Origin of the sequence: Nocardiopsis baichengensis YIM 90130 (assembly GCF_000341205.1) — a bacterium.
In the GTDB taxonomy this organism is placed as follows: Bacteria; Actinomycetota; Actinomycetes; order Streptosporangiales; family Streptosporangiaceae; genus Nocardiopsis_A; species Nocardiopsis_A halophila.
This window is the reverse complement of the sequence record NZ_ANAS01000015.1, coordinates 38386-62785: the sequence shown is the minus strand read 5'-3', so window position 1 is coordinate 62785 and position 24400 is coordinate 38386. Positions and strand designations below refer to the sequence as shown.

Sequence of the window (24400 nt, the reverse complement as noted above, 5' to 3'; positions counted from 1 at the left end):
CCGACGGCCGCAGGCCGAGGAACAGTGCGCAGAGAGGGCCGCCGCCCCCACCCGGGGCGGCGGCCCTCCGCCGTTTCCCGCCCGGCACCACGGGTCCGCCGCCGTCAACCGGGCCCCAAGGGCCCGCGCCGGTTCCGCCCCAGCACGGGGGCCGGTTCAACAGGGGCCGGGCCCGTTTCGGCCCCGGCCCCTCGCCGACCCTCGCGGCTCGGGCGGCCACCCGGTCAGTGCTGCATGTCGCCGTGGTCCATGTCGCCCATGTCCTCGTGGTCCATGTCCTGGTGGCCCGTGTCGTCCATGTCGCCGTCGTCCTGGCCGCCTTCGCCCATGACGTCTTCGACCTCGGCCTGGACCTCAACGGTGCCGGACTCGGCGAAGTGGAGTTCCAGGGGGACCGTCTCGCCGGCGTCGAGTTCCTCGGGGCCCATCAGCATCAGGTGCAGGCCCCCGGAGGCGAACTCGACGGTCTCGCCCGCCTTCACCGGGATCTCGGCGCGCTCCTCCATGCCGGTGGTGCCGTCGTCCTTCTCGACGCTCTCGTGCATCTGGACCTCGTCGGCGGCCTCGGTCTCCACGCCCGTGAGCGTGTCGTCGGCGCCCCCGGTGTTCTCGATCACCAGGTAGGCCGACGTCACGTCCGGGTTCAGCGGCACCCGCACCGTCGCGTCCGCCGCCTCGATCCGCGGCTCCTGCGGCCCGCACCCCGCCGCCAGGGCGAGCGCCCCCAGGGCGGAGGCGGCCACGGCGATCCCTCGGGCCCCCATCACGCGTCCTCCCCGATCACGGTCTCGACGTCTTCTGCGATCTTCTCCGGCTCCGTGCCGTAGGACCACATGACCTTCGAGTTCCCCTCCGGGTCGAAGAGCAGCGTCTGGCCGCCGTGGTCGACCTGGTAGTCGCCGGAGCGGTCCTCCGGCCGGGAGACCGAGATGCCCAGCTCCTCGGCGGTCGCGTCGGTCTTCTCCAGGTCCGTGGTGAGCCCCACGAACGAGGGGTCGAAGCTGCCCAGCCACATGTCGAGCAGCTCGGGGTCGTCCCGCTCCGGGTCCGCCGTGATGAACACGGTCCGGAACTGATCGCGCTCGGCCGCGTCGAGCATCCCCGCCGCCTGGGACATGTCCGCCATGGTCGTCGGGCAGATGTCCGGGCAGTTGGTGAACCCGATGAACACCGCCGTGTACGTGCCGGCCGAGTCCGCCTTGAGTTCGTAGGGCTCGCCCTTGTTGTCGGTGAACTCGGTGGAGGGCAGCGTGAACGCGCCCTCGATCTCGCTGCCGTTGTAGGGGGAGTCCCCGTCACCGGTCGCCGCCTGGCCTCCGCATCCGGCCAGCAGCGCCACCGCGGCCGCCGCACCGGCGGCCGCGCACATCTTCCTGCGCATCCTCGCGCCTCTCCTCACCATCGTCGCGTACGGGGGTACCGGTGTCCGCGCCCGCACGGCGCGCGCCCCTCCCCGGCGGGTCGGCGGGGTCAGGCCGACATAGTGCACGGTCGCGGCGCCCACCGCGGAGGGGCGCGGCCCGCGAGGGCGTAGCGGAGGAAGTGGGTCCTATACGGGGGCCGCGGCCGTTCCACGGGCCACGAAGGCGCGGGCATCGGCAGCACGGCGGGCTTCAGCCGGCGCGGGAGCCGGACGCGCAGGAGGCGCAGCACCGCCCACAGCGCCTCTTCGCCCGAGGCCAGCCACCACCCGGTGACCAGCGCCGCCCAGGCGTGGGCGAGCAGCATGCCGGTGTCGCCGTGCACCGCCAGGCCGCCGCACATGTGCTCCAGCGAGACCGGCGCGGGCCCACTCGGCAGCGGCGGGGCGGAGGCGGAGAAGGCCAGGTGCAGCAGGAGCTGCGCGCCCAGCAGCCCCGGGGCCAGCGAGGCCACCGAGCGCCGCCCGCGGGCGAACGGCAGTGCGAGCAGCGCGATCCCCGCCCAGCAGGCCGCGAAGACGCCCGGACCGGGCGCGGGGGCCCCGGCACCGGTGTGGCCCAGCATCGCCGGCCCTGTGCACACGGCGGCGAAGAGCGCCGCCCTGAGCAGGGCGAATGGGAGACCGTACCGGGCGTCTGACATGGCAGGAGCCATCATCCCAGTGGTCCGGGAGGGCCCTGAACCGGGTCGGGATCGGCGCGTCAGGCCGGGTCAGTGCGGGCGGAACCGGCACCGCCCGCACAGAAGGCGGTCGTACACCCCACGGCGGGCCCACTGACGGCGCCGTGAGGGCCGACGGAGCGGGGTGTCGTTTCCGCCACTCCCGATCCGCTCTCCGGAGGAGAGGGGGGCGAGCAGCGTGGCCCCTCTGTCGCGTGATGGCTCGACCGCTTCGGATTCCCGTCGAGCCGGGCGAGGGGACGGCGCTCGCCGAAGCCGGCCGCACCGGGCACCACGAGCGAGACACCGGCGCCGTGACGGGGCAGACGGAGGGCGGGCATGGGTGCGCCTTCTCCAAGCCCGGCACTCCTCGCGCAGGGTTCCGTCATCAGGGGCAGCGGCGATCTGCGCCCTGCCCGCCCCAGGCGCGGCTCAGGGCACCACTCTCGCTTCCCGGAGGGGCGTTGCCGCCCAGCAGGCCGGAACGTCCAGGGCTGCCCCGGCGCCGAGGCGGCATCGCGCCTTCGTGCCGCCGAACACCCGCTCGTGGAACCTGCGCGCCGCGGGCGGGAGCGGCCACGATGCAGGGGCCGACCGCTCCCACCCCAGGTCAGTCGATCCGCAGTGCGTGGCGCAGGACCGCCCCGACTTCCTCGGGGTCCACCTCGCGATCGTCCAGGAGCGCCTCCACGCACAGCCCGTCCGCCGCGGCCACGGCCGTGCGCACCGCCACCGGGTCGTCGGAGTAGCCGCTCGCGATCTCGGTGACCATGTCCATCCACCTCCGGGCGATGGGCCGCAGCGAAGGCCGGCGCACCGCCAGCAGGGTCAGCTCGTACTCGGCGAGCACCCGCTTGCGCCCCACACCCGTCCCGGCGTGCACGACCGACTCGCACACCGCCTCCAGCGGGTCCTTACCGCCCTCGACCGCCTCGCGCGCGTGGCGGACATAGGCGTCCGCCGCCTCGCTGAGCGCCGCCACGAGCAGGTCGTCGATCGTGGCGAAGTAGTAGACCGCCGAGCTGGCCGGGATCCCGGCCTCGGACGCCACCGCCCGATGGGTGACGCCGCCGACGCCGTCCCGCTCCACCACCCGCAGTGTGGCGGCGATGATGGCGGCCCGGCGGCGCTCACCCCGCGCTCGCCGCCCGTCCTCCTTCTCCGCCGCCCCGTCGGACCCGTCCCTGGCCGCGCTCTCGGCGCTCAATGCGCCCCTCCCAACTCGATCGCCATGACACCGCCGATGATCAGCAGGATGCCCGCCACCTGCACCCAGGTGAGGGACTCGCCCAGGAAGAGCGCCCCGATGACCGCGACCAGGGATACACCCACCGCCGCCCAGATCCCGTAGGCGACCCCCACCGGCATGCCCTGCTTGAGAGTCTGGGCCAGGAGCAGGAACGCGGTGCCGTACCCGATGGCGGTGATCACCGAGGGCACCAGCCGGGTGAACCCCTCGGAGAAGCGCAGCGAGATGGTGGCCGTCACTTCGGCGAGGATCGCCCCGATGAGCAGCAGCCAAGGCATGGACTCTCCCCCTTCGATCGCCGCCGGCGCCCCTCGGCGACCGGCCGTGTTATTGAACGATGGTTCAACTTAATTCCTTGAACGATGGTTCAACAAGATCTGTTCCCCCGCCTCCGAGTGATCCACGCCACCCTTTCGGCCGCCCGCCCCCTGCCCTCACCTCCGCCGCGCCGGTCCCCCGCCCTCCCTCGGCTCCGGCCCACCGGGCTAACGTTGGAGCGTGACCATGCGCGAGGGGACGACGAGGACCACGGCCGGCGCCCTGGCCCGGCTCGGATTCGGCGAGGGGGCGCGGGCGCTGCGCCTGCTGGACGAGGCCGGGATCGACCCGGCCGACCACCACGAGCTGCTGCAGGCCCTGGCCGCGGCCGCCGACCCCGACCAGGCCCTCACCGGCCTGGTGCGCATCGCCGAGCAGGCCCCCGACGCCGGCGAGCTGCTGGAGGCCCTGGACGGCGACGCCGACCTGCGCGCCCGGCTGACCGCCGTGCTCGGCGCCAGCGACGCCCTCACCGACCACCTGGTCCGCCACCCCGGCGACTGGCGCGAGCTGCGCGGTCCCGACGCCGCCCGCACCCCCGGCGCCGCCGAGCTGCGCGACGGCCTGATGCACACCGTCGGCGCCGACCCCACCGCCGCCGCCCCCGCGGCCGACCCGGACACCGCCCCCGACGACAACCCCTCCCGCGCGCTCCGTGCCGCCTACCACCGCCGGGTGCTGCGCCTGGCCGGGCGCGACCTGACCGGCGCCGCCGACCTGGCCGCGGTCGGCGCCGAGCTGGCCGACCTGGCCGCCGCGGTGCTCGACGCCTCCCTGGCCGTGGCCCGCGGCGAGTCCCCGCAGGACGCGGCGGCGTGCCGGCTGGCCGTGATCGGCATGGGCAAGTGCGGCGGGCGCGAGCTGAACTACGTCAGCGACGTGGACGTGGTCTTCGTCGCCGAACCCGCCCCCGGCACCGACGAGCACGAGGCGATGCAGGCCGCCACCCGCCTGGCCTCGCGGATGATGGCGATCCCCGCCGAGACCGACGGCGAGGGCACGCTGTGGGAGGTCGACCCCGGCCTGCGCCCGGAGGGCCGGAACGGCCCGCTGGTGCGCCCGCTGTCCGGGCACGTGGCCTACTACGAGCGCTGGGCCAAGACCTGGGAGTTCCAAGCGCTGCTCAAGGCGCGCCCGGTGGCCGGCGACGCCGAGCTGGGCGCCGCCTACCTGGAGGCGATCGGCCCGATGGTCTGGCGCGCCGCCGACCGCACGAACTTCGTGGAGGACGTGCAGGCGATGCGCCGCCGGGTGGTGGCGCACATCCCCGCCGCCGAGACGGCGCGCGAGATCAAGCTGGGCCCCGGCGGCCTGCGCGACATCGAGTTCAGCGTCCAGCTGCTGCAGCTGGTGCACGGGCGCGCCGACGCCGCGCTGCGCTCGGGCAACACCCTGGAGGCGTTGGAGGCGCTGTCGTCGGGGGGCTACGTGGGCCGCTCCGACGCCGCCGGGCTCGCCTCCTCCTACCGCTTCCTGCGCCGGGTCGAGCACCTGTTGCAGCTGCACAAGCTGCGCCGCACCCACCTGCTCCCGGACGCGTCCTCCCCGTCCGGTGAGGAGGCGCTGCGGCGCCTGGGCCGCGCGCTCGGCCACGCGGCCAACCCGGTCACCGACGTCACGGCGGCCTGGAAGCGGGTCGCCGGGGACGTGCGGCGGCTGCACGAGAAGCTGTTCTACCGGCCGCTGCTCAACGCGGTGGCCCGCCTGCCCGGGGACGAGTCCCGGCTCACCCCGGAGCAGGCCGGCGAGCGCCTGGGCGCGCTCGGCTTCGCCGACCCCAAGGGGGCGCTGCGCCACCTGCAGGCGCTCACCTCGGGGGTGTCGCGCCGGGCCTCCATCCAGCGCACGCTGCTGCCGGTGATGCTGGGCTGGTTCTCCGACGCACCCCGACCCGACGCCGGTCTGCTGGGGTTCCGGCAGGTCAGCGACGCGCTCGGGGCGACCCCCTGGTACCTGCGGCTGCTCCGCGACGATGTGCGGGTGGCCGAGCGCATGGCCCGCGTGCTGGGCACCAGCCGCTACGCCACCGACCTGCTTCTGCGCGCCCCGGAGGCGGTGGCGATGCTGGCCGGGGACGAGGAGCTGGTCCGGCGCCCCACCACCCAGCTGGCCACCGAGGCCGAGGCGGCGCTGCGGCGGCACGACGACATGGCCACGGCCGTGGCGGCGGTGCGGGCGCTGCGCCGCCGGGAGCTGTTCCGCACGGCCGCCGCCGACCTGCTGGAGGTGGCCGACATCGGGTCGGTGGGCCGGTCGGTGAGCGCGATCAGCCGGGTGACCGTGGACGCGGCGCTGCGCGCGGCCGAGCGCGTGGTGGCCGGCGAGCGCGACGCCGCGCCCGCGTGCCGGATGGCGGTGATCGGCATGGGGCGCTTCGGCGGCCGGGAGCTGACCTACGCCAGCGACGCCGACGTGATGTTCGTGTACGAGCCGGTGGAGGGCGCCAAGCCCGAGGAGGCGCGGACGCACGCCGAGGCGCTGGTGCGCGAGATGCGGCGGCTGCTGGAGATGCCCGCCGCCGACCCGGCCCTGGTGGTCGACGCCGACCTGCGGCCCGAGGGGCGCAGCGGCCCGCTGGTGCGCACCTTCGACTCCTACCGGGTCTACTACGGCAAGTGGGCGGCGACCTGGGAGCGGCAGGCGCTGCTGCGGGCGGCCCCGGTGGCCGGGGACGCCGGCCTGGGCGCGCGGTTCATGGAGATGGTGGACGCGGTGCGCTACGCCGAGGGCGGGGTGGACGCCGCCGGGGTGCTGGAGATCCGCAAGCTCAAGGCGCGGATGGAGGCCGAGCGGCTGCCGCGGGGGGCGGACCCCGCGCTCCACACCAAGCTGGGCCGGGGCGGCCTGAGCGACGTGGAGTGGGTGGCGCAGCTGATCCAGCTGCGGCACGCCCACGATGTGCCCGGCCTGCGCACGACCCAGACGATCCCGGCCCTGGAGGCGGCCGTGCGGGCGGACCTGCTGGACGCCGACGACGCCGCGGTGCTGGAGGTGGCCTGGCGGATGGCGGCGCGGGTGCGCGGCATGATCATGCTGGTGCGGGGGCGCCCGAGCGACTCGATCCCCTCGGACACCCGCGAGGCGGGCGCCGTCGCCGAGGCGCTGGGCTACCGCACCGGCGAGGACGGCGAGGGCGCGGCGGCCCAGCTGCTCCAGGACTACCGCCAGGCGACGCGCAGAGCCCGGACCGTGATGGAGCGCGTCTTCTACGACGGGTGAGGGCGGGCCGGGACGCTCGGGCGACACGGGCCTGAAGCGGGATCGGTTCCCTGTGGCCTCCCGTGGGGGTGTGCGGTGCCACGATCCCCGACGCGGCCTCGTTCCGGCACGTGACTTTTCCGGATGCCGACGCGTCAGGAGGTGCGGGGGCCGGAAGAGGCCACGAAACGGCAGGCGGCCCGCGCCCCTTCGAACGGGGCGCGGGCCGCTCGGAGCTCGGCATGCCGGAACGGTCGTTGGTCCGGCGGCCGCCGGTGCGGGACGCGGAGCCCGCCCGGCGGTTCCGGCCGTTCCGTCCGAGGGCCGGCCGGGGCCGTCAGACCCAGAAGACGGCGACCGCGACGTTGACGATCGCGAGCACGCCGGCCGAGACCGCCAGCTTGGTGGCGGGCTTGCGCACGTTGATGATCGCGATGACCACCACGGCGAGCGCGACGAGGAGCTTGACGCCGATCTTGATGTGGTCGACGGCGCCGTCGCCCATCTCCGCGAGCCCGACCAGGATGAGGCCGGTGACCAGCTGCAGCAGCGAGCTGTGCAGGATGGCCTTGGGCGCCTTGGCGCTGTCCGTGGCGACCTGCATCAGGAACCCGGCGATGATCCCGGCCATCCCGAGCAGGTGGAGGAAGAGGAGGAGTGAGTGAACGAATGCCATGCCCCCGACGCTACTACAGGCGGTAGTAATGCCGCGCCGGGGACACGACACAGCGTCATAACAGGTGCCGCCGAGCCGCCCCTCCAGCGGACGCCGCCCCTCAGTGCGCCCCGGCCGGCGCGGCCTTCGCCTGGGACCGGTGCATCGCCAGAGTGCCGGCGGCGGCCAGCACCGCCAGAACGATGAGGGCGCCGCCGTAGACGTCGGTGACGGCGGTCAGGCCGAACGCGTCGGTGGCGACCCCCGCGGCGATGGCCGGCAGGCACAGCGCCAGGTAGCTCAGGACGTAGAAGGTCGACATGAGCCCGGCCCGCTCGTGCGGCCCGGCCAGCGGGAGCACCGTGCGCAGGGCCCCCTGGAACCCCGCACCCCAGCCGAACCCGGCCAGCGCCGTTCCGGCGAAGAACAGCCCGACCGAGGCGGCCTGCACGCCGGCCAGCAGGACGAGGAGCCCGGCGGCGAACACCGGGGCGCCGATGAGCATGACCCGCAGCGCCGGGACCGTGCGCAGGACCAGGATCGCCACCGCCCCGCTCATGGTGAGGGCGAACACCGCCGCCCCGCCGGCCGTGGGCGCGTGCGAGCCGGTCACGTCCGTGGTCAGGGCGGGCCCCAGGGACATGAAGAAGCCTCCGAGCGCCCAGACCGCGATGTCGATGGGGGCGGCCACCAGTAGGGCGCGCCGGGCCTGGCGGGGGACGCTGACGGCCGGGCGGAGCGAGGCGAGGGCGCCGGGCCGCCGCTCGGCGGTCTCGGCCGCCCGCCACACCCCGACGGCCTCCAGCACCAGCAGCACGATCAGCACGGCGTAGACCAGGCGCATCGGCGCGGGCGCGAACTGGACCAGCACTCCGGAGCCGAGCGCGCCGAGCCCCATGCCGGCGACCGGGGCCGCACCGGTGATGATCGGGCCGAGGGCGGGAGCGACATCGAGCAGCGCGGCCCCGATCACCGCGGTGGCGGCGCCGGTCGCCAGCCCCTGCAGGACCCGCGCGACCATCAGCGCGGACATGCCGTCGGCGGCCAGGAAGGCGACGACGGAGACGATCTCGACCGCGATGGCGCCGAGCAGCACCGGGCGGCGGCCGACGTGGTCGGACAGGCGGCCGAACACCAGCAGCGCGACCAGCAGGGCCAGTGCGTAGACGCCGAAGACCACGGTGGTGGCGCTGGAGGCCATCCCCCAGGCCTCCTGGTAGACGGCGTACAGAGGGGTGGGCGCGGCGGAGGCGCCCAGGAAGGTGACCAGGGTGGCGGCGAGTAAGGCGGCGGTCGCCGTCCCCGCCCCGCGGCGGGTCGGAGCGGGGCGTACAGCGGTCGTGGACACAGGTCTCCCCCAGAGATGAGACGGGTCGGATTAACGCAAAGAGTTTGCGTTAAGGACGGTACACCCGCCCCGCTGACTAACGCAAAGATTGTGCGTTAAACTGGCGCCGTGAGTCCGATCCAGGGAACCCGCACGGGAGGGCGCAGCGCCCGCGTCCAGCGCGCCGTGCACGACGCCGTCCGCGACCTGCAGAACGAGCGCTCCCGCTCCGAGCTGAGCGTGCCCCTCGTCGCCCAGCGCGCGGGGGTGACGCCCTCGACGGTCTACCGCCGCTGGGGCGGCATGCAGGAGCTGCTGGCCGACGTGGCCCTGGAGCGCCTGCGCCCCGACGGCCCGCCCGAGGACACCGGGGCGCTGGCCACCGACCTCAAGGCGTGGGCCCGCCAGTACCTGGAGGAGATCTCCTCCTCGCCGGGCCGCCAGTACGTCCGCGACCTCGTCGCCAGCGACGGAGAGGAGAACTCCGGGCACTGCCGGACGTTCTGCTCCATCCAGATCGAGGTCATCCTCGAACGCGCCACCGCCCGCGGCGAGCCGGTGCCGCACATCGACACGGTCCTCGACCACGTGGTCGCGCCGATCGTCTACCGGGTCTTCTTCTCCCCCACCGACCCCGAACCGGAGTGGGGCGAGGACCTGGTCGACAAGATCCTCGCCGACTGATCCGACGCGTCGGCGGCCGCCCCCGTCGAAGTACGGGCCGTAGCCGGGGCGCCCTTTCCGCACGGGGCGGAGCCTGCGGCACGAGCGGCGTCGCGGTTCTCGTGGAAATCGTCACGCGTGCGCCCGCGGCCGAGCAGGCTTCTGCGGTCGGCAGTGCGCGATTCCAGGTCCGGTCCCCGTCCCCTGCCGGTCCGGCAGAGCCTGTGGGTTCCCCCTCCCTGGAACCCGTCGTTCCCTGCCGACGTCCCACCTCGGCCCGTCTTGACGGGCCGAACGCCTCGGAGTGACAGGTGTGGACGGAGGGAGGACACGTGGCGCGGCGCAGGAGCGCGAGCCGGAGAAGCCTCCTCCCCAAGGGCGTGTGCGCGTTCGGCACCGCCTTCTTCGCCCTCCTCACCCTGGCGTGCGCCGCCCTCACCTTCGACGTTTCGAGTACCGCCGTCGAACACACGGCCGCCGCGCAAGGGCGGGCGGGCGAGGTCGGAACGGTCACCGTGACGGGTGAACGGCGCGTCGCAAGCGGGCGCGGAGCGAGCCGCGTCCAGTGCCTCGGGACCTTCACCCCGAAAGGGGACGGCCCCGCACGGACGGATGTGGACGTCCACGTCCCCGAGGCCGAATGCGTCCAGGGGCGCTCCCAGGACGCCCGCTTCGTGGAGGGCGACGACTTTCTGATCGAGACCAGGATGAGCGCGTACGTGCCCGGCGCCACACCGGCCGGGCGGTTCTACACCCTGGCCGCACCCCTCCTCCTCATCGACGGCGTGTTCGGGCTCTTCGGCCTGGCATGCGCCGTGTTCACCTTCGGCTTCGCCCGGGAATTCGTCCGCGCAGCGCTCATGAGGCCCGGCCGTCGGCCCGAGGTGTCCTAAGACCTCTGAGAAACCATGCCTCCGCCGGTCTAAGCCGTCCTCCGGCGCCAGAGGAAGTAGACGATTCCCACCCCCACGACCAGGCCCGCAAGGACCGCGCCCGTGCCCGCGTCGACCGGCGGTCCCGTACGTGGCGTGGAGGCGGCGGCCTCGGCCGGGTCGGCCGGCTCGGCGTCCGGGGTCTCGGGGAGCAGGTTGGCGTCGGTCGCGCACACCAGCGGCGGGCTCTGCGCGCCCGGCTGCGCGCAGGCGGTGACGGCGGCCCGCCACAGCTTCTCCCCCGGGTCCTCCAGCCGCACCTTCGTACGGCCGACCGCCTCCTCACCGGGATCCAGATCGACCTCCCACACGGCCAGCCCGTCCAGCGCCCCGCCGGGTTCGCCGACCCGCTCGCCGTCGGTCTCCACCAGCTCCATCTCCGGCGGGACCCCCTGGGACACCACGAGGCCCTCGACCGCCTCGTCACCGTCGTTGCGCACGGTGACGGTGTACTCGGTCTCCTCACCCGGCTCCATGCCGTCCAGGCCGTCGGCCACCTCGATGGACAGGGCCGGGACGTCGCCGCCCTGGGCCCCCTCCCCCTTGTCGGCAGCGCCGGTGCCCTCGTCGGCGGAGGCGGCGCCCGCCCCCGAGGACAGGACCGCCGCGGCCGCGACCGGAATCCATCCGGCCCTTCCGCGCACGCAAGAACGGGCCACACCCATCGCATCCCCCGGAGAGCATCCCGTGTCCGGCTTACCGGACTCCGGCTTCGACAACTACCCGCAATCCCCCGGATGCGCTGCGCGACACGCACGCACGGCGCCGATCCCCCTTCTTAGGCGTCCGCTTGCTCCCGGACCCTCCCGGATCCCCCGATTTACGGCATCCGCCCGATGCCCGCCCCCTCCTCTTAGAACGAATCTGAGTCTCACAGCGGGCCGGATCGACCGGCCCCGACGGGAGGGACCCACGATGATGCACCCCGACCTGACCGCGGCCGTCGCCCGCGAGCGGATCGCCGACCTCCACCGGGAGGCCCGGGCCGGACGCCCGGAGGTCCAGGCCCCCGCGGGCCGCGGCCCCGGCGGCGGCACCCCGGGCACCCGCCTGGACGCCCTGCTCCGCCTCCTCGGCCGGCCCGGCGCCGCCGACGCCTGGCTGCCGCGCCCGCGCGTCTCCCCCGAGGGCCGCCGGTGACCCCGGTTCCCGGCCGACGTCCCGGCCGACCGACCGGGGACCGGGCCCCGCGCCGCCGCGGCGGCCACCGCCCCCGCGAGAAATGAGCGGCGCGATGTCCGAATCCGCCCCCATAATGGACCTCATGTCCTCCCTTGGCACCGCGCCCGTGTTCGTCGGCCGCGCCGACGACGTCGACCGCCTGCTGGCCCACGCCCGGAGCAGTCGCGGAGGCCGGGCCGGTGCCGTCCTGGTCGGCGGCGAGGCGGGGGTGGGCAAGTCCCGGCTGCTCGCCGAGTTCGGCGCCCGGCTGGAGGCCGAGGGCGGCCGGGGCCGCCTGGTCGCCGGGGGCTGCCTGGAGCTGGGCGTGGACGGCCTGCCGTTCGCCCCCTTCGTCGCGGTGCTGCGCCAGCTCCTGCGCGAGCTGGGCCCCGCGATGGCCGAGGCCGCCGGCGGCGGCAGCGAACTGCCGCGCCTGCTGCCCGAGCTGGGCCCGCCGCCCGACGAGCGCCGCTCCGCACGCGGCCTGCTCTTCCAGCAGATCCTGCTGGCGCTGGTGCACGCCGCCGGCGACGACGGCCTCACCCTGGTCCTGGAGGACCTGCACTGGGCCGACGCCTCCACCCGCGACCTGCTGGTGTTCCTGGTGCGCAGCCTGGACGGCGTCCCCGTGCAGCTGGTGGCCACCTTCCGCACCGACGAGCTGCACCGGGACCACCCGCTGCGCCGCCTGCTGCCGGAGCTGGAGCGCCTGCCCCACGTCGACCGGATCGACCTGCACCCGCTCACCGCCGAGGAGTCCGCCCGCCTGGCCGCCTCCATCCGCGGCACCGAGCCCTCCCCCGCCCAGGCCGCCGCCCTGCACGCGCGCTCCCAGGGCAACCCGCTGTTCGTGGAGTCCCTGGCCGAGCAGCCCGGGTTCCTGGACTCCCCCGTCCCCGACCGCCCCCGCGAGCTGCTGCTGGCGCCCCTGCACCGGCTGGACGAACGCGCCGCCGACGTCGTGCGCACCGCCGCGGTGGGCGCGGTCAGCGGCGGCCAGGTCGAGCACGAACTGCTGGCCCGGGTGTGCGAACTGCCCCACGCCGAACTGGACGGCGCCCTGCGCAGCGCGGTGGACGCCAACATCCTGCGGGTCACCGAGACCGGCTACCGGTTCCGCCACGCCCTGCTGCGCGAGGCGGTCCACGACGACCTGCTGCCCGGCCGCCACACCCGGCTGCACCTGTGCTTCGCCGAGGCCCTGGACGCGCTCCCCGAGGCCGTCCCCTCCCACCGCCTGGCGGCCGAGCAGGCCCACCACTTCCACGCGGCCCACGACCTGCCGCGCGCGCTGAGCGCGGCCTGGTGGGCCGCGGTGTACGCGGGCGAGAAGCTGGCCCACGCCGAAGAACAGCGCATGCTGGAGCGCGTCCTGGAGCTGTGGGACCGGGTCCCCGACGCCGCCGACCGCACCCGGGGGCGGGACCGGGTGGAGGTGCTCGGGCTCGCCGCGGCGGCCGCCCTGGAGAGCGGCGACCCCAAGCGCGCCATCGAGCTGTGCAACGAGGGACTGGCCGAGCTTCCGGAGAGCGGGGACGAGGCCGTGACGGGGCGGCGTGCACTGCTGCTGCGCCGACGCGCCCAAGCGCGCTTCGACGCGGCGGACAACACCGCCATGGAAGACCTTTTCGCCGCACTCGAGATCTACCCGCCCGAGGCGCCCGGGTTCTCGATGGCGCTGTCCATGCTGGCACGCGGGTGCATGCGCGACCCGCACCTGGACCCGGGCGACCTGCCGTCACTGCGCCGGCTGATCGGCGGCGGCGACGGCCCCATCACCCAGGTCGAACTGGCCGAAGGGGCGCTCAAGGGGGCGGTCGCCGCCGGGGACCGCTGCGCCGAGGCCGAGGCCATGACCACCGTCGGCTCGGCCCTGTTCGACGCGGGCGACTTCGAGGGCGGCCGGAGCGCGATGGAGGCGGCCTCCGCGCTCGCCCGGGAACTGGGCGAGGCCGCGATCGAGGCCAACACCCGGGCGGTGTACGCGCACTTCCTGCGCGAGATCGGGCTGCACACCGAGGCGGTGGAGGTGCTGAAGGACACGATCGTCCGCACCCGGGGCCTGGGGATGATCAGCGTGAGCGCCCCCTTCGCCGCCGCCAACCTCGCCGAGACCTACGCCGAAATGGGCGACCTCGACGCCACCGAGCGGTGGATCCGGGAGGGCATGACCCTGACCCCCTCCCCCAAGCTCCTGCTCTTCTTGAACTCCGAGTCGCTGAACGCCGCCCTCGCGCGCGGCGACCTGGAGGCGGCCAGGGAGGCCTATGCGCGCCTTCCGGCGTTCGGCCCCGGAACCCAGCGGCAGCTCAACATCGTGCAGATCGCCATCGGCGCCCGGGCCGAGCTGCACCGGGTGGAGGGGGACCACGCGGCCGCCCTTGAGATCGCCCGGGAGACGCTCCGCCGGGAGGGCTTGGCCGGGGCGCCGGGGTACTGCTGGCAGCTGCTGGACCGATTCGCCGACGTGGTGCGGTCGGCATCGGCGGCGGGGGCGTTCCCGGCCGAGACGGCCGAGGTGCGCGCCCTGATCGACGCCTCGGCACAGGCCGTGCGGACCCGCGGGCCGGTCACCGAGGCCCGCCGCGCCACCGTCGCCGCCCGCCTGGCCGTCGCGGACGGCCCCCCGGCCGAGGAGGCGGCCGGGCTGTGGGATCGGGCGGTGGAGCTGTGGCGGCCGCTGCCGATGCGGCTGAACCTGGCCGATGCGCTGCTGAACGCCGCCGAGCAGGCCGTGGCCGCCGGGGGCGAGCGGCGGGCCGGTGCCCCCGGGGCGCTGCGCGAGGCCGCGGAGCTGGCCGAGGCGTGCGGGGCGGGCCCCCTGCGGCGCCGCGCCGAGGACCTGGCCCGGCGGGCCGGGGTGGCCCTGGACGGCGGTGCCGGGACCGCGCCGCCGCCGCTGCCCCGGGGGTTGACCCGGCGCGAGGCGGAGGTGGTGCGGCTGCTGGGCCGGGGGCTGACCAACGCGGAGATCGCCCAGGAGCTGTTCATCACGCCGAAGACGGCCAGTGTGCACGTGTCCAACATCCTGTCCAAGCTCGACGTCCCCAACCGGGCGGCGGCGGGGGCGCGGGCCCGGGAGCTGGGGATGGCGTAGCGCCGGTTTCCGGGGGCTGAAGCCCTGCGGGGCCCGTCCACCTGCTACGGGAGCACGACGACGGTCCGCGCCCCGCCGAGGTGGTGCACCGTGTCGAAGGCGAGCAGACCCTCATCCGCGACACCCAGAACCGCGAACTCGCACACCTCGACTTCCCCACCCACGAGTGGCAGGCCTTCCTCACCGCCGCCACCGACGACGAGCTGTGAGCTGACACGGCAGAGCGCCGGCGGCGGCCGAGGCCGCCGCCGGCGCCGCCTTCCGCTAGTTGCCCGTGCGGGTGGTGACGATCGTCAGCGTGTAGTCGCCGTCCCCGTCGGTGAACCGGCGGGTCATGGTCTGCGTGTTCCCGACGTTGGGGACCTGCTTGGCCAGCGTGGCCGTGTGGAACACGAACGTCTGCTCACCGATCAGGTCGTCGTCGAGGAAGGCCAGCAGCTGCTGGACCACGGCGCCCACGCCCGCCACCACGGCGGCGATCCACGCGGCCACGCCCGTGGCCGCCAGGACGCCCGCCGCTCCGGCGAACGCCGCCGCCACCGCGGCCCTGATCTTCTCCGGGTCCCCGTGGTCGTGCTCCCAGAGCTGGATCAGCGTGCCGATCTGCCCCTCGGGGAAGCGCTGCGCCTGGCCGTTCGCCCCCCAGATGTTGCCGTCGGCGGAGTTGAAGGTGCGGGTGTTTCCGGTGTCCACGTTGCCGAAGATCCGGCTGCGGGTGGTCACGGTGGCGCCGTCGGCCAGCGTGCCGAAGATCCAGGAGGGCTCGTCCGAGCCGAAGAAGTCGGCCCCGGTCTCGTCGTTGCAGCGGAACTGGGTCGCCTTGATCGTGAAGAACCCGCTGGGCGCCGCCTGCACGTCCGGGTTCTGCGTGACCAGGAACTCCGCCCCGTGTTCGGCGAGCGTCCTGCGGTCCAGCCGCGGCAGGTTCCGCACTGAGGTGCGCTCGCTGTGGGCCTTCCCGACGTCGACCGCAGTCAGGTTGGGCATCTCCAGGGTGGAGCGCACGATCTCCGGCGCATCCTTGCGCAGGTCGTCGAAGGAGTAGGAGGACTTGACGTCCAGCCGCGCGAAGCGCGCGGGGTAGACGGCCTGGCGCGCGTCCTGCGACAGCAGCTCGGACGCCTCGCCCAGCTTCCTCAGCTCGTCCTCGCTGTAGCCGTTCTCGAGGAACGCGCTCACCAGCGTCTGCTCCAGGTCGGACAGGCGCTGCTTCTCGGCGAACTTGCCGAGGGAGTGCGTGGTCAGGGCGAGGAGCCAGTTGCGGTCCCGGTTCTTCTCCAGCTTGGCGCGGAGCTTGGCCCCGCGGCCCCTCCGCTCGCCCATGTCCTGCACGATGCGTTCGGGGGTTCGAGCGACCATGGTCGTAACCCTTCGGTCCACGCCGGACCACTCGGAGGAGGCCCGCTCCGGCGTCTGCGGGGCCCGGGGGCCCGGCCGCCCGATCGGCGCCTCCGCCCCTCCGAGGTTCACCGTGAGCCTATTCCCGGCCGGTGCCGCGCACAGGCAGCCGCCCGGCAAGACCCTGCTGTCCCCGCGGCCCGCCCACCTGTCCCCGGCGCCCCCGTTGATCTCGGGGATCTCGGCCTTGTACCGGCCGGTACAAGGCCGAGATCCCCGAGATCAACGAAGATACGGGCGGGTCAGGGCGTCCAGCGGTTGGTGATGGGCACGCGCCGGTCGCGGCTGAGGTTGCGGGAGCTGATCTTGGGTCCGGGCGGGTACTGGCGCCGCTTGTACTCGGCCCGGTCCACCAGCCGGACGACCCGCGCCACCAGCTCCGGGTCGTACCCGGCGGTGATCAGCTCGCCGTGCCCCCGGTCGGTGCCGATGTAGGCGTCGAGCAGGGCGTCCAGCACCGCGTAGTCGGGCAGCGAGTCGCTGTCCAGCTGGTCGGGGCGCAGCTCGGCGCTGGGCGGCTTGGCGATCGAGTTCTCCGGCACCGGGGGCGCCTCCCCGCGCTCGGCGGCGTCGGCGTTGCGCCACCGCGCCAACTCCCAGACCAGCGTCTTCCAGCAGTCCTTGATCGGGGCGTAGCCGCCCACCGAGTCCCCGTAGAGCGTGGAGTAGCCCGTCGCCAGCTCGCTCTTGTTGCCGGTGGCCAGCACCAGGTGGCCCTCCTGGTTGGACAGCGCCATGAGCAGGGTGCCGCGCACCCGCGCCTGCAGGTTCTCCGCGGCCAGCCCCTCCAGCTCCACCCCCGCGCCGGAGGCCCCGGCGGTGAAGGCGTCCACGACCTCCTGCACGGCGATGGTGCGCCCGCTGATGCCCTGGCGGGCGACCAGCTCCCGGGCATCGTCCAGGGAGTGCCCGCTGGAGTACCGGCTGGGCATCATCAGCCCGTGCACCCGGTCCGGGCCCAGGGCGTCGACGGCGATGGTGGCGGTCAGCGCCGAGTCGATCCCCCCGGACAGCGCCACCAGGGCACTGTCGAACCCGTTCTTGCGCACGTAGTCGCGCAGCCCCACCACCAGCGCGTGGTAGACCTCGCCGACGTCGGAGACCGGGTCGGGGCGCGGGGTGAGCACCGGCGGCTCGGGGTCGTAGGGCGCCACCGGGTCCGCCGAGACCGTGTACCGGACGATGCGGATGCCGTCGGCCTCCCGCGCGTGCGGGGCGGGCTCGGGGGCGTCGGGCAGGCGCAGGTCGGTGACGAGCAGCGCCTCCTCGAACTGCGGGGCGCGGGCCACCAGGTCGCCCTCGGCGTCGACGATGAGCGAGTCGCCCTCGAAGATCAGCTCGTCCTGTCCGCCGGCCATGTTGACGTAGCCGACGGCGGCGCCGATCTCGCGCGCCCGGCGCTGGCACAGCTCCAGGCGCACGTCGTCCTTGTTCCGTTCGTACGGCGAGCCGTTCAGGGTGATGAGCATGCCCGCGCCCGCGGCGCGCACGGCGGTGACCGGGCCGCCCTCCTGCCACAGGTCCTCGCAGACGGCGAGGGCGACGTCGACGCCGCGCACCCGGACCACCGGCAGCGCGTCGCCGGGCACGAAGTTGCGGAACTCGTCGAAGACCCCGTAGTTGGGCAGGTGGTACTTGGCTGAGGTGAGCGCCACGCGCCCCCGGTGCAGCAGGGCGGTGGAGTTCTGCGGCGCGCCCGTGGGCTGGCCGAAGCGCGCCCCCACCCCCTCGCGCCGGTTCAGGAAGCCCACCACGACCGGCAGGTCGCCCAGCCCCTCCTCGGCGAGGCGCTCGGCGAGCGCGTGCGTGGCCTTGATGGAGGCCGAGACGAAGGAGTTGCGCAGCGCCAGGTCCTCCACCGGGTAGCCGGTGACGACCATCTCGGGGAACACCAGCAGGTGCGCCCCCGCCGCGGCCGCCCGGTGCGCCTGGTCGGCGACCAGGGCGCTGTTGCCCTCCAGGTCCCCGACGACGGGGTTGACCTGGGCCATCGCGATTCTGAGCTGTGCCACGCACCCGAGCGTAGCCGGGCCGGGCCGCCGCGGGCGGGCGCACACCCCGCGAAGCTGTGATAATTCGGGCGGGCCCCGGCGCCCTCCGGGGCCACCTGCGTTAATGCGCCGGAAACCTGAGGTAGGCAGACTGGGAGAGGGCCCGCGCGGCGGGCGGCCCGCGTCCGCACCCCGACGTTCGACTGAGGAAGGTGAACCCGTGAATCGACAGCAGGAGTTCGTGCTCCGGACCCTGGAGGAGCGCGATATCCGGTTCGTCCGGCTGTGGTTCACCGACGTGCTCGGTTACCTGAAGTCGGTGGCGGTGGCCCCCGCCGAGCTGGAGGCGGCCTTCACCGAGGGCATCGGGTTCGACGGCTCGGCCATCGAGGGCTTCGCCCGGGTGCACGAGGCCGACATGCTCGCCCAGCCCGACCCCTCCACCTTCCAGGTGCTGCCCTGGCGCAACGAGCCGCACGGCACCGCCCGGATGTACTGCGACATCCTGATGCCCGACGGCAGCCCCAGCTACGCCGACCCGCGGCACGTGCTCAAGCGCCAGCTCGCCAAGGCCTCCGACCTGGGCTTCACCTTCTACACCCACCCCGAGATCGAGTTCTACCTGCTCAAGAAGATGCCCGATCCGGGGGAGTTCCCCGAGCCCAACGACTCGGGCGGCTACTTCGACCACACCCCGCACAACAGCGCGCACGACTTCCGGCGCAACGCGATCAACATGCTGGAGGCCATGGGCATCTCGGTGGAGTTCAGCCACCACGAGGGCGGCCCCGGCCAGCAGGAGATCGACCTGCGCTACGCCGACGCGCTGACCACCGCCGACAACATCATGACGTTCCGGCTGGTGATGAAGGAGGTGGCGATGGAGCAGGGGGTCTACGCCACCTTCATGCCCAAGCCCTTCACCGAGTTCCCCGGGTCGGGCATGCACACCCACATGTCGCTGTTCGAGGGCGAGCGCAACGCCTTCCACGAGCCGGGCGCGGAGTACCATCTGTCGAAGGTGGGGCGCGGGTTCATCGCCGGGCTGCTGCGGCACGCCCCGGAGATCACCGCGGTGTGCAACCAGTGGGTCAACTCCTACAAGCGGCTGTGGGACAACGCCGCGGCCTCGGCCGGGGCCGGCGGCGAGGCGCCCGCCTACGTGTGCTGGGGCCACAACAACCGCTCGGCGCTGGTGCGGGTGCCGATGTACAAGCCCACCAAGAGCAATTCCAGCCGGATCGAGTTCCGCTCGCTGGACACCTCCTGCAACCCCTACCTGGCCTATGCGGTGATCCTGGCGGCCGGGCTGAAGGGCATCGAGGAGGGCTACGAGCTGCCGCCCGGGGCCGAGGACGACGTGTGGGCGCTGACCGACGCCGAGCGGCGCGCGATGGGCATCGCCCCGCTGCCCCAGAGCCTGGACGAGGCCATTCGCGCGATGGAGAGCAGCGAGCTGGTGGCCGAGACGCTCGGCGAGCACGTCTTCGACTTCTTCCTGCGCAACAAGAAGGCCGAGTGGCAGTCCTACCGCCGCCAGGTCACGCCGTACGAGCTCCAGCGGTACCTGCCGACGCTGTGACGTCCGCCTCCGGGCGCCGCGCCGGTGCGCGGCGCCCGGCCCGGTCAGTCGAGTTCCAGCACCTTCTCCCGGACCGCGTACACCGCGGCCTCGGTCCGCGAATGCAGCTGGAGTTTCTCCAGGATGTTGCGGATGTGGTTCTTGACGGTGTTCTCGGAGATGAACAGCGCGTCGGCGATCTCCTTGTTGTTGAAGCACCTGGCCACCAGGCGCAGCAGGGGTGTCTCACGGCCGGTGAGCCGGGGCGCGGCGGGGCGCGGACGGGCCGCGCTGTCACGTTTGGCCAGGGCGGTGAACTCGCCGATGAGCTTGGTGGCCATGGAGGCGTTGATGAACGACTGGCCGTCGGAGATCGAACGCACCGCGTCGGGCAGCTCGTCCACCGAGATCTCCTTGAGGAGATAGCCGTCGGCGCCGGCCTTGAGCGCCTCGAAGAGGTCGTCCTCCTCGTCACTCATGGTGAGCATGGTGATCTTGGCCGCGGGCGCGCGGGCGCGGATCCCGGCACAGGCGTCGATGCCGCCTGCCCCGGGCATCCACACGTCCATCAGGACCACGTCGGGGGAAAGGCGCGCCGCTGAACGGACGGCCTCCTCCCCGCTTCCGCACTCGCCGACGACGTCGATGTCGGGCTCCTCCTCCAGGACCGACACCAGGCCCCGGCGGAAGAAGGCGTGGTCGTCGACGAGCAGCACACGGATGGGGGGCGCGGATGGGACCGCCTCGACGGTCCGCGCCGCACCCGGGGACGGGGGGTGCCCACTCACAACGGAATTCCTTCCTGGCGCGAGATGGCTGCAGTTGTGGAATGCGATTCGGGAGGCCGCTCCTGCGAACAGTTTATGCCAGGTGCACCCGCCCCCGTACAGGGTGAATGCCCCGGGGATCGCCCGAGGCCGCGCGGCCCGCCGAGGTCGGGGGCCGATGGCACACCACCTTACGCCGTTTTATGGGGAATTCTCCGCGGTCGCTCAACCGAGCCCGGAATCGAGTGCCTTGCGGGCGGCCGCATTCCGATTCGTCACATCGAGCTTGCCGAGCACGTTGGAAACGTGGACGCTCACCGTTTTCGCCGATATCACCAGCTCACCGGCGATCTCCCGGTTGGTCCGCCCGCGCGCGACCAGGCGCAGCACCTCGCGCTCACGCGGAGTGAGCGGCGGAAGGGCGTCTCCGGTCCCGTCCGGGGCGGCGGACGCCACCCGCGGCGGGGCGATCCCCGCGCCCTCCATGGCCCTCTGCGCGCGCTGCAGGTAGGGGGCCGCTCCGCACTCCGAGGCGAGGAAGTGCAGTTCACGGAGCTGTTCGGCCGCGCGCTCACGCTCACCGAGTGCCAGCGCGCATTCGGCGCGGCCGAAGAGCGCTTGGAGCAGATCGAGCTTCAGCCCCCTGCTCCGCGTCTCCCGCTCGACCCAGGCCCAGTGTTCGTCCGCGGCACGCGGGGCACCGCCCGTCGCCAGGTGGCCGTGGACGATCCGGGCGTCCACGCGCACCATGAACGGGGACCCCTCGTCGCTCGGCAGGACCTGCGCCTTGTCCTCGACCCGCTTCTTGAACCGCTCGACCGCGACCGACCGTGCGGGGTCCCCGACCGCCTCACGTTCGATGTCCCGGACCAGCCCCGCGACGTGCGCCAGGTTCATCCCGATCCACACTCCACGGGCCCAGGGCCGCTCCTCCTCCATAGCCGTGAGGAGGAGGTCGACCCCCTCCTCCGCTCGGCCGTCGGCCTGCATCAGCCATGCCCGCGAACCGAGATTGCTCAGAGTCTCGATCTGGGCCGAGCTCTCCGGCGGCATCAGCCGGTCGAAGGCCTCCACCTCCCTGGCCACGTCCGCCACCGACCCCCGCATGCGCTCGATCTCGGCGAGCAGCCGGTGACGTCTTCCCTGGCTGCGGGGGTTGGGGGCGGGGCGCATCGCGCGGAGCACGTCGCGTGCCTCGTCCAACTCGCCCTTCGCAAAGAGCAGGTGCGCCAGACCGAAGGTGAAACCCCCGCCCTGGGTGCGGGTCAGCCCCAGCTCGGCCACCCGCTTCAGGCCGTCCCGGTTCACCCGCATCGCCTCCTCCGGGAGGCCCGCCATGTCATAGGTGGCCGCCAGGTTGTTCCGACCGCGCAGCTCGACGGAGACGTCACCGCTGTCACGCGCCGACCGGACGCCCTGACGGATGTACTCCACCGCCGCTCCGGTGTCCGGCCCGTGGGAGTCGAGGCTCCCCAGGGTGATCAAGGCGTCGGCCTCGCTCCGGACGTCCCCCGCCGCACGGGCGCGTTCGAGGGCGAGCTCGGCGGCACGGCGCGCCTCGTCGTCGTGCCCCCGCACCATGAGCGTCGTGGCCAGGCCGGCCGTGATCCGCGCGCGCAAGGGGTGGGCCCGGGGCAGGTGCAGGAGCGCTTCCCCGTAGTCCTCCAAGGCCCCGTCCTGGGACATCTCCTTTCGGGCGTCGCCCCGCGCCTGGAGCAGTCGGCCCATCGCGATCGCGTCGGCCTCGGGGACGACACGCGCGGAGCGCACCTCGCACATGCCGGTGTCGAGCCAGTGGGAGTAGGCCTTCAGTCCCTCGGCCGCGTATTCGGCCGCCCGGCGCGGCGCCCCGATGTCGTGCGTGGCCTGGGAGAGCAGGTACAGCAGCTCGGTGCGGGAGCACCCGATCCGCTCCTCCGCGTCGGGGACCTGCTCCCACAGGTCCAGGACGCGCTCCAGCAGGGACACCCGCTCGGGCAGCGCCGCACCGCGGTGTGCGGCCTCGGCGGCGCGCCATGCGCCCTCCAGGGCCCGCGGCAGGTCGTGGGCGGCGTAGGCGTGGTGGGCGAGCAGCAGCGCGGCCTGGTCGGGCTCCAGCCCCTCCACCCCCTGCTCCAGGACGTCGGTGTAGCGGCGGTGCAGGCGGGTGCGCTCGGCGGGGAGCAGGTCCTCCTGGACGGCCTCGGCGAGCAGCGCGTGGCGGAAGGCGTACCCCTCCCCGCGCGGGACCAGGGCGTTGGCGTCCACGGCGGCGCGCACCGCCGCGGCGAACTCCGCCGGCCCGGACCCGCTGACCGCCTCCAGCAGCGCGTGGTGCACCCGCTCCCCCGCGGCGGAGGCCGCCTGGAGCACCCCCAGAGCCTCGGCGTCCAGCGTGCGCACCGCGCCCAGCAGCAGCTCCCGGGGCCCGTCGGGGACCGGCGCGGTCCCCGCGTCGGGGTGCTCCAGGAAGGACTCCACGAACAGGGGGTTGCCGCCGCTGCGCTCGAAGAGCCGGTCGGCCTGGCGGTCGGGCAGGGCGCTGCCGTGCAGGCCCTCGGCCAGTTCGGCCACCTCCTCCCGGGAGAGCGGCGGCAGCTCGGTGCGGTCGACGCCGGGCAGGCGCTCCAGCTCGGGCAGCAGCCGCCGCAGGGGGTGGCCGCGGTGCAGGTCGTCGGTGCGGTAGGTGGCGATGATCTGCACCGGTGCCGCGTCCAGGTTGCCCAGCAGGAAGACGAGCAGGTCCCGGGTGGAGGCGTCGGACCAGTGCAGGTCCTCCAGGACCAGGGCGAGGCCGCCGGGTGCGGCCGCCCCCTCCAGCAGGACCAGGACCTCCTCGAACAGCCGGGCGCGGCCCTGCTCGGGGCCGGCCGGCGCCGATCCCAGCTCGGGCAGCAGCCGCGCCAGCTCACCGGGGCCGCCGGAGGCGGGGGCCGCCCCGTCCCTGATGAGGCGGCGCAGGGCCGCGGTGAACGGGGCGTAGGGCAGGCCTTCGACGCCGAGTTCGGGACAGCCCCCGGCGACGGCGAGGCGCATGGGGCAGGTGCGGGCGTACTCGCGCAGGAGGCGGGACTTGCCGACTCCGGCCTCGCCGCCGATGAGCACCGCGCCCGCCCCTTCCTTGAGGGCGCGCCGGGCGTGGGAGACCAGGCTCTTCACCTGGTCCCGGCGCCCGACGAAGACCGAACTGCGTTCGCGACCGTCCATGGCGCCCAGTATGTCGGGGATCGCGCGGCCCGGGCGCGGACGGCGGCCCCTTGTGGACAAGGGCTCGGCGGGCACGCCTTCAGGCGGCGACGAGACGTCAGGCCGCACCCGGTCAGGCGGCCGGGCCGAAGCGCTCACCCTCGCGGCGGCGGGCCTCCCGGCGTTCGTCCTCCTCCCGGCGCCGGGCGCTCCGAGCCTCCCTCCTCTCCTGGGCGGCGCGGAGCATCTCCTCCCGGTGCTGACGGGCCAGTCGGTCCATATGGACGGGGTGGTGCATGGGGGGTCCTCCCTCTCGGCGGCGTACCTCCACACTCCCGCCCCAGGGGCCCCCGCCGGTATCGGAAAGTCGCCGTATCTTCGCCGGTCACAGGGGCCTTAGATCGACCTCAGAGGGTCCTTAGGACTCCTAACGAAATGATCTTCGAGGCGGTTGGACCACTCCAGGACCGATGATCCGGGGGGTGCGGGGTGACGCGGCCGAAACCGTGGGAAGTCGATGACGAGCCGTGGGCGGCGCTCGGGCCGCTGCTGCCCAAGGTGGAGCGTCGGCTTCGGCGTCCGGGACGCAAGCGGCATCCGGACCGGCTGGTATCCCAGGGCATCTTGTTCGTGCTGCACACCGGGATCGCCTGGGAGCATCTCGCAGGAACTCGGCTTCGGCCTCGGCACCCAACGCTAGGCGCGCGTTCGCCCACCTGCACTGGTTCCGCCGCCTGCGCATCCGCTGGGAGATACGCGACGACATCCACGAAGCCTTCCTCCCCCTCGGATGCGCACTCATCTGCCGGCGACGTCTGAAGTCATTGCGGCAGTAG

The 24400-nt window shown here is 73.9% G+C and carries 20 protein-coding genes and 2 pseudogenes; 9 read left to right on the top strand and 13 right to left on the bottom strand.

Translation table 11 applies throughout. The annotated features are described in order from the left end of the window. Positions 1 to 224: 224 nt before the first annotated feature. The 5 genes from C892_RS0114070 to C892_RS0114050 form a co-directional block, all read right to left on the bottom strand. On the bottom strand, positions 225 to 764 hold the full coding sequence (locus C892_RS0114070) for a copper chaperone PCu(A)C (RefSeq protein ID WP_017557743.1): 540 nt from the start codon (positions 762 to 764) through the stop codon (positions 225 to 227). Beyond that, positions 764 to 1381, bottom strand: coding sequence for an SCO family protein (locus C892_RS0114065; protein ID WP_017557742.1), 618 nt, complete (start codon positions 1379 to 1381; stop codon positions 764 to 766). The genes C892_RS0114070 and C892_RS0114065 overlap by 1 nt, the downstream gene beginning before the upstream one ends. A gap of 89 nt (positions 1382 to 1470) precedes the next feature. Continuing rightward, the gene (locus C892_RS0114060) at positions 1471 to 2064 is read right to left on the bottom strand and encodes a hypothetical protein (RefSeq protein WP_017557741.1); all 594 of its coding nucleotides are present in this window, start codon (positions 2062 to 2064) and stop codon (positions 1471 to 1473) included. A gap of 628 nt (positions 2065 to 2692) precedes the next feature. Beyond that, positions 2693 to 3289, bottom strand: coding sequence for a TetR/AcrR family transcriptional regulator (locus C892_RS0114055; protein WP_017557740.1), 597 nt, complete (start codon positions 3287 to 3289; stop codon positions 2693 to 2695). Continuing rightward, on the bottom strand, positions 3286 to 3609 hold the full coding sequence (locus tag C892_RS0114050; RefSeq protein ID WP_017557739.1) for a DMT family transporter: 324 nt from the start codon (positions 3607 to 3609) through the stop codon (positions 3286 to 3288). Before C892_RS0114050 ends, C892_RS0114055 begins: the two co-directional genes overlap by 4 nt. A 226-nt stretch (positions 3610 to 3835) precedes the next feature. On the opposite strand from C892_RS0114050, the gene C892_RS0114045 reads away from it, so the two are divergent. After that, positions 3836 to 6868: a bifunctional [glutamine synthetase] adenylyltransferase/[glutamine synthetase]-adenylyl-L-tyrosine phosphorylase gene (locus tag C892_RS0114045; RefSeq protein ID WP_017557738.1), complete on the top strand. Its 3033-nt coding sequence runs from the start codon at positions 3836 to 3838 to the stop codon at positions 6866 to 6868. A gap of 316 nt (positions 6869 to 7184) precedes the next feature. Here C892_RS0114045 and C892_RS0114040 read toward each other — a convergent pair whose 3' ends face one another. Together C892_RS0114040 and C892_RS0114035 are read right to left on the bottom strand one after the other, a co-directional pair. After that, entirely contained in the window at positions 7185 to 7523 is a 339-nt protein-coding gene (locus C892_RS0114040; RefSeq protein WP_017541428.1) for a hypothetical protein, read from the bottom strand. A 100-nt stretch (positions 7524 to 7623) separates the two neighbouring features. Further along, complete coding sequence (locus C892_RS0114035) at positions 7624 to 8850, bottom strand: MFS transporter (protein WP_017557737.1); 1227 nt, start codon at positions 8848 to 8850, stop codon at positions 7624 to 7626. A gap of 108 nt (positions 8851 to 8958) precedes the next feature. On the opposite strand from C892_RS0114035, the gene C892_RS0114030 reads away from it, so the two are divergent. Together C892_RS0114030 and C892_RS30020 are read left to right on the top strand one after the other, a co-directional pair. Further along, a complete protein-coding gene (locus C892_RS0114030) occupies positions 8959 to 9513 on the top strand; it encodes a TetR/AcrR family transcriptional regulator (RefSeq protein WP_026124350.1) in 555 nt (184 codons plus the stop codon). 311 nt (positions 9514 to 9824) lie between these two features. Next, positions 9825 to 10385, top strand: coding sequence for a hypothetical protein (locus C892_RS30020; protein WP_017557735.1), 561 nt, complete (start codon positions 9825 to 9827; stop codon positions 10383 to 10385). Between the two features lie 29 nt (positions 10386 to 10414). On the opposite strand, the gene C892_RS0114020 is transcribed toward C892_RS30020, so the two are convergent. Further along, on the bottom strand, positions 10415 to 11089 hold the full coding sequence (locus C892_RS0114020) for a DUF11 domain-containing protein (protein ID WP_026124349.1): 675 nt from the start codon (positions 11087 to 11089) through the stop codon (positions 10415 to 10417). Positions 11090 to 11339: 250 nt separating this feature from the next. Here C892_RS0114020 and C892_RS0114015 point away from each other — a divergent pair, with 250 nt between their 5' ends. The 3 genes from C892_RS0114015 (at position 11340) to C892_RS30585 (ending at position 14891) form a co-directional block, all read left to right on the top strand. Further along, positions 11340 to 11564 carry a hypothetical protein gene (locus C892_RS0114015; RefSeq protein ID WP_017541433.1) on the top strand — a complete coding sequence of 75 codons (225 nt, stop codon included), beginning with the start codon at positions 11340 to 11342 and terminating at the stop codon, positions 11562 to 11564. Positions 11565 to 11688: 124 nt separating this feature from the next. After that, positions 11689 to 14682, top strand: a complete 2994-nt coding sequence (locus C892_RS32605; protein WP_275041822.1) for a helix-turn-helix transcriptional regulator — start codon at positions 11689 to 11691, stop codon at positions 14680 to 14682. A gap of 83 nt (positions 14683 to 14765) precedes the next feature. Then, complete coding sequence (locus C892_RS30585; protein WP_239647397.1) at positions 14766 to 14891, top strand: DUF397 domain-containing protein; 126 nt, start codon at positions 14766 to 14768, stop codon at positions 14889 to 14891. 55 nt (positions 14892 to 14946) lie between these two features. On the opposite strand, the gene C892_RS0114000 is transcribed toward C892_RS30585, so the two are convergent. Together C892_RS0114000 and C892_RS0113995 are read right to left on the bottom strand one after the other, a co-directional pair. Then, positions 14947 to 16041 carry a hypothetical protein gene (locus C892_RS0114000; RefSeq protein ID WP_017557731.1) on the bottom strand — a complete coding sequence of 365 codons (1095 nt, stop codon included), beginning with the start codon at positions 16039 to 16041 and terminating at the stop codon, positions 14947 to 14949. Positions 16042 to 16322: 281 nt separating this feature from the next. Further along, positions 16323 to 18071 (bottom strand): NAD+ synthase, encoded by a 1749-nt coding sequence (locus tag C892_RS0113995; protein WP_017557730.1) that lies wholly within the window; start codon positions 18069 to 18071, stop codon positions 16323 to 16325. A gap of 220 nt (positions 18072 to 18291) precedes the next feature. Between C892_RS0113995 and C892_RS0113990 the strand changes: the two genes are divergently transcribed. Continuing rightward, entirely contained in the window at positions 18292 to 19653 is a 1362-nt protein-coding gene (locus tag C892_RS0113990; RefSeq protein ID WP_017541440.1) for a glutamine synthetase family protein, read from the top strand. A 44-nt stretch (positions 19654 to 19697) separates the two neighbouring features. Here the strand turns inward: C892_RS0113990 and C892_RS0113985 are convergent, their stop codons facing one another. The 3 genes from C892_RS0113985 to C892_RS31825 all read right to left on the bottom strand — a co-directional run bounded on the left by C892_RS0113985 (position 19698) and on the right by C892_RS31825 (position 23862). After that, the gene (locus C892_RS0113985) at positions 19698 to 20420 is read right to left on the bottom strand and encodes a response regulator (RefSeq protein WP_394296676.1); all 723 of its coding nucleotides are present in this window, start codon (positions 20418 to 20420) and stop codon (positions 19698 to 19700) included. 204 nt (positions 20421 to 20624) lie between these two features. Beyond that, positions 20625 to 23585, bottom strand: coding sequence for a helix-turn-helix transcriptional regulator (locus C892_RS32600; protein WP_017557727.1), 2961 nt, complete (start codon positions 23583 to 23585; stop codon positions 20625 to 20627). 112 nt (positions 23586 to 23697) lie between these two features. Beyond that, a complete protein-coding gene (locus C892_RS31825) occupies positions 23698 to 23862 on the bottom strand; it encodes a hypothetical protein (protein ID WP_017557726.1) in 165 nt (54 codons plus the stop codon). Positions 23863 to 24053: 191 nt separating this feature from the next. Here C892_RS31825 and C892_RS32790 point away from each other — a divergent pair. Both C892_RS32790 and C892_RS31600 read left to right on the top strand, forming a co-directional pair. Next, positions 24054 to 24218 (top strand): annotated as a pseudogene (locus C892_RS32790) (transposase); the annotation flags it as partial. A gap of 62 nt (positions 24219 to 24280) precedes the next feature. Further along, a pseudogene (locus C892_RS31600) lies at positions 24281 to 24400 on the top strand (IS5/IS1182 family transposase); the annotation flags it as partial.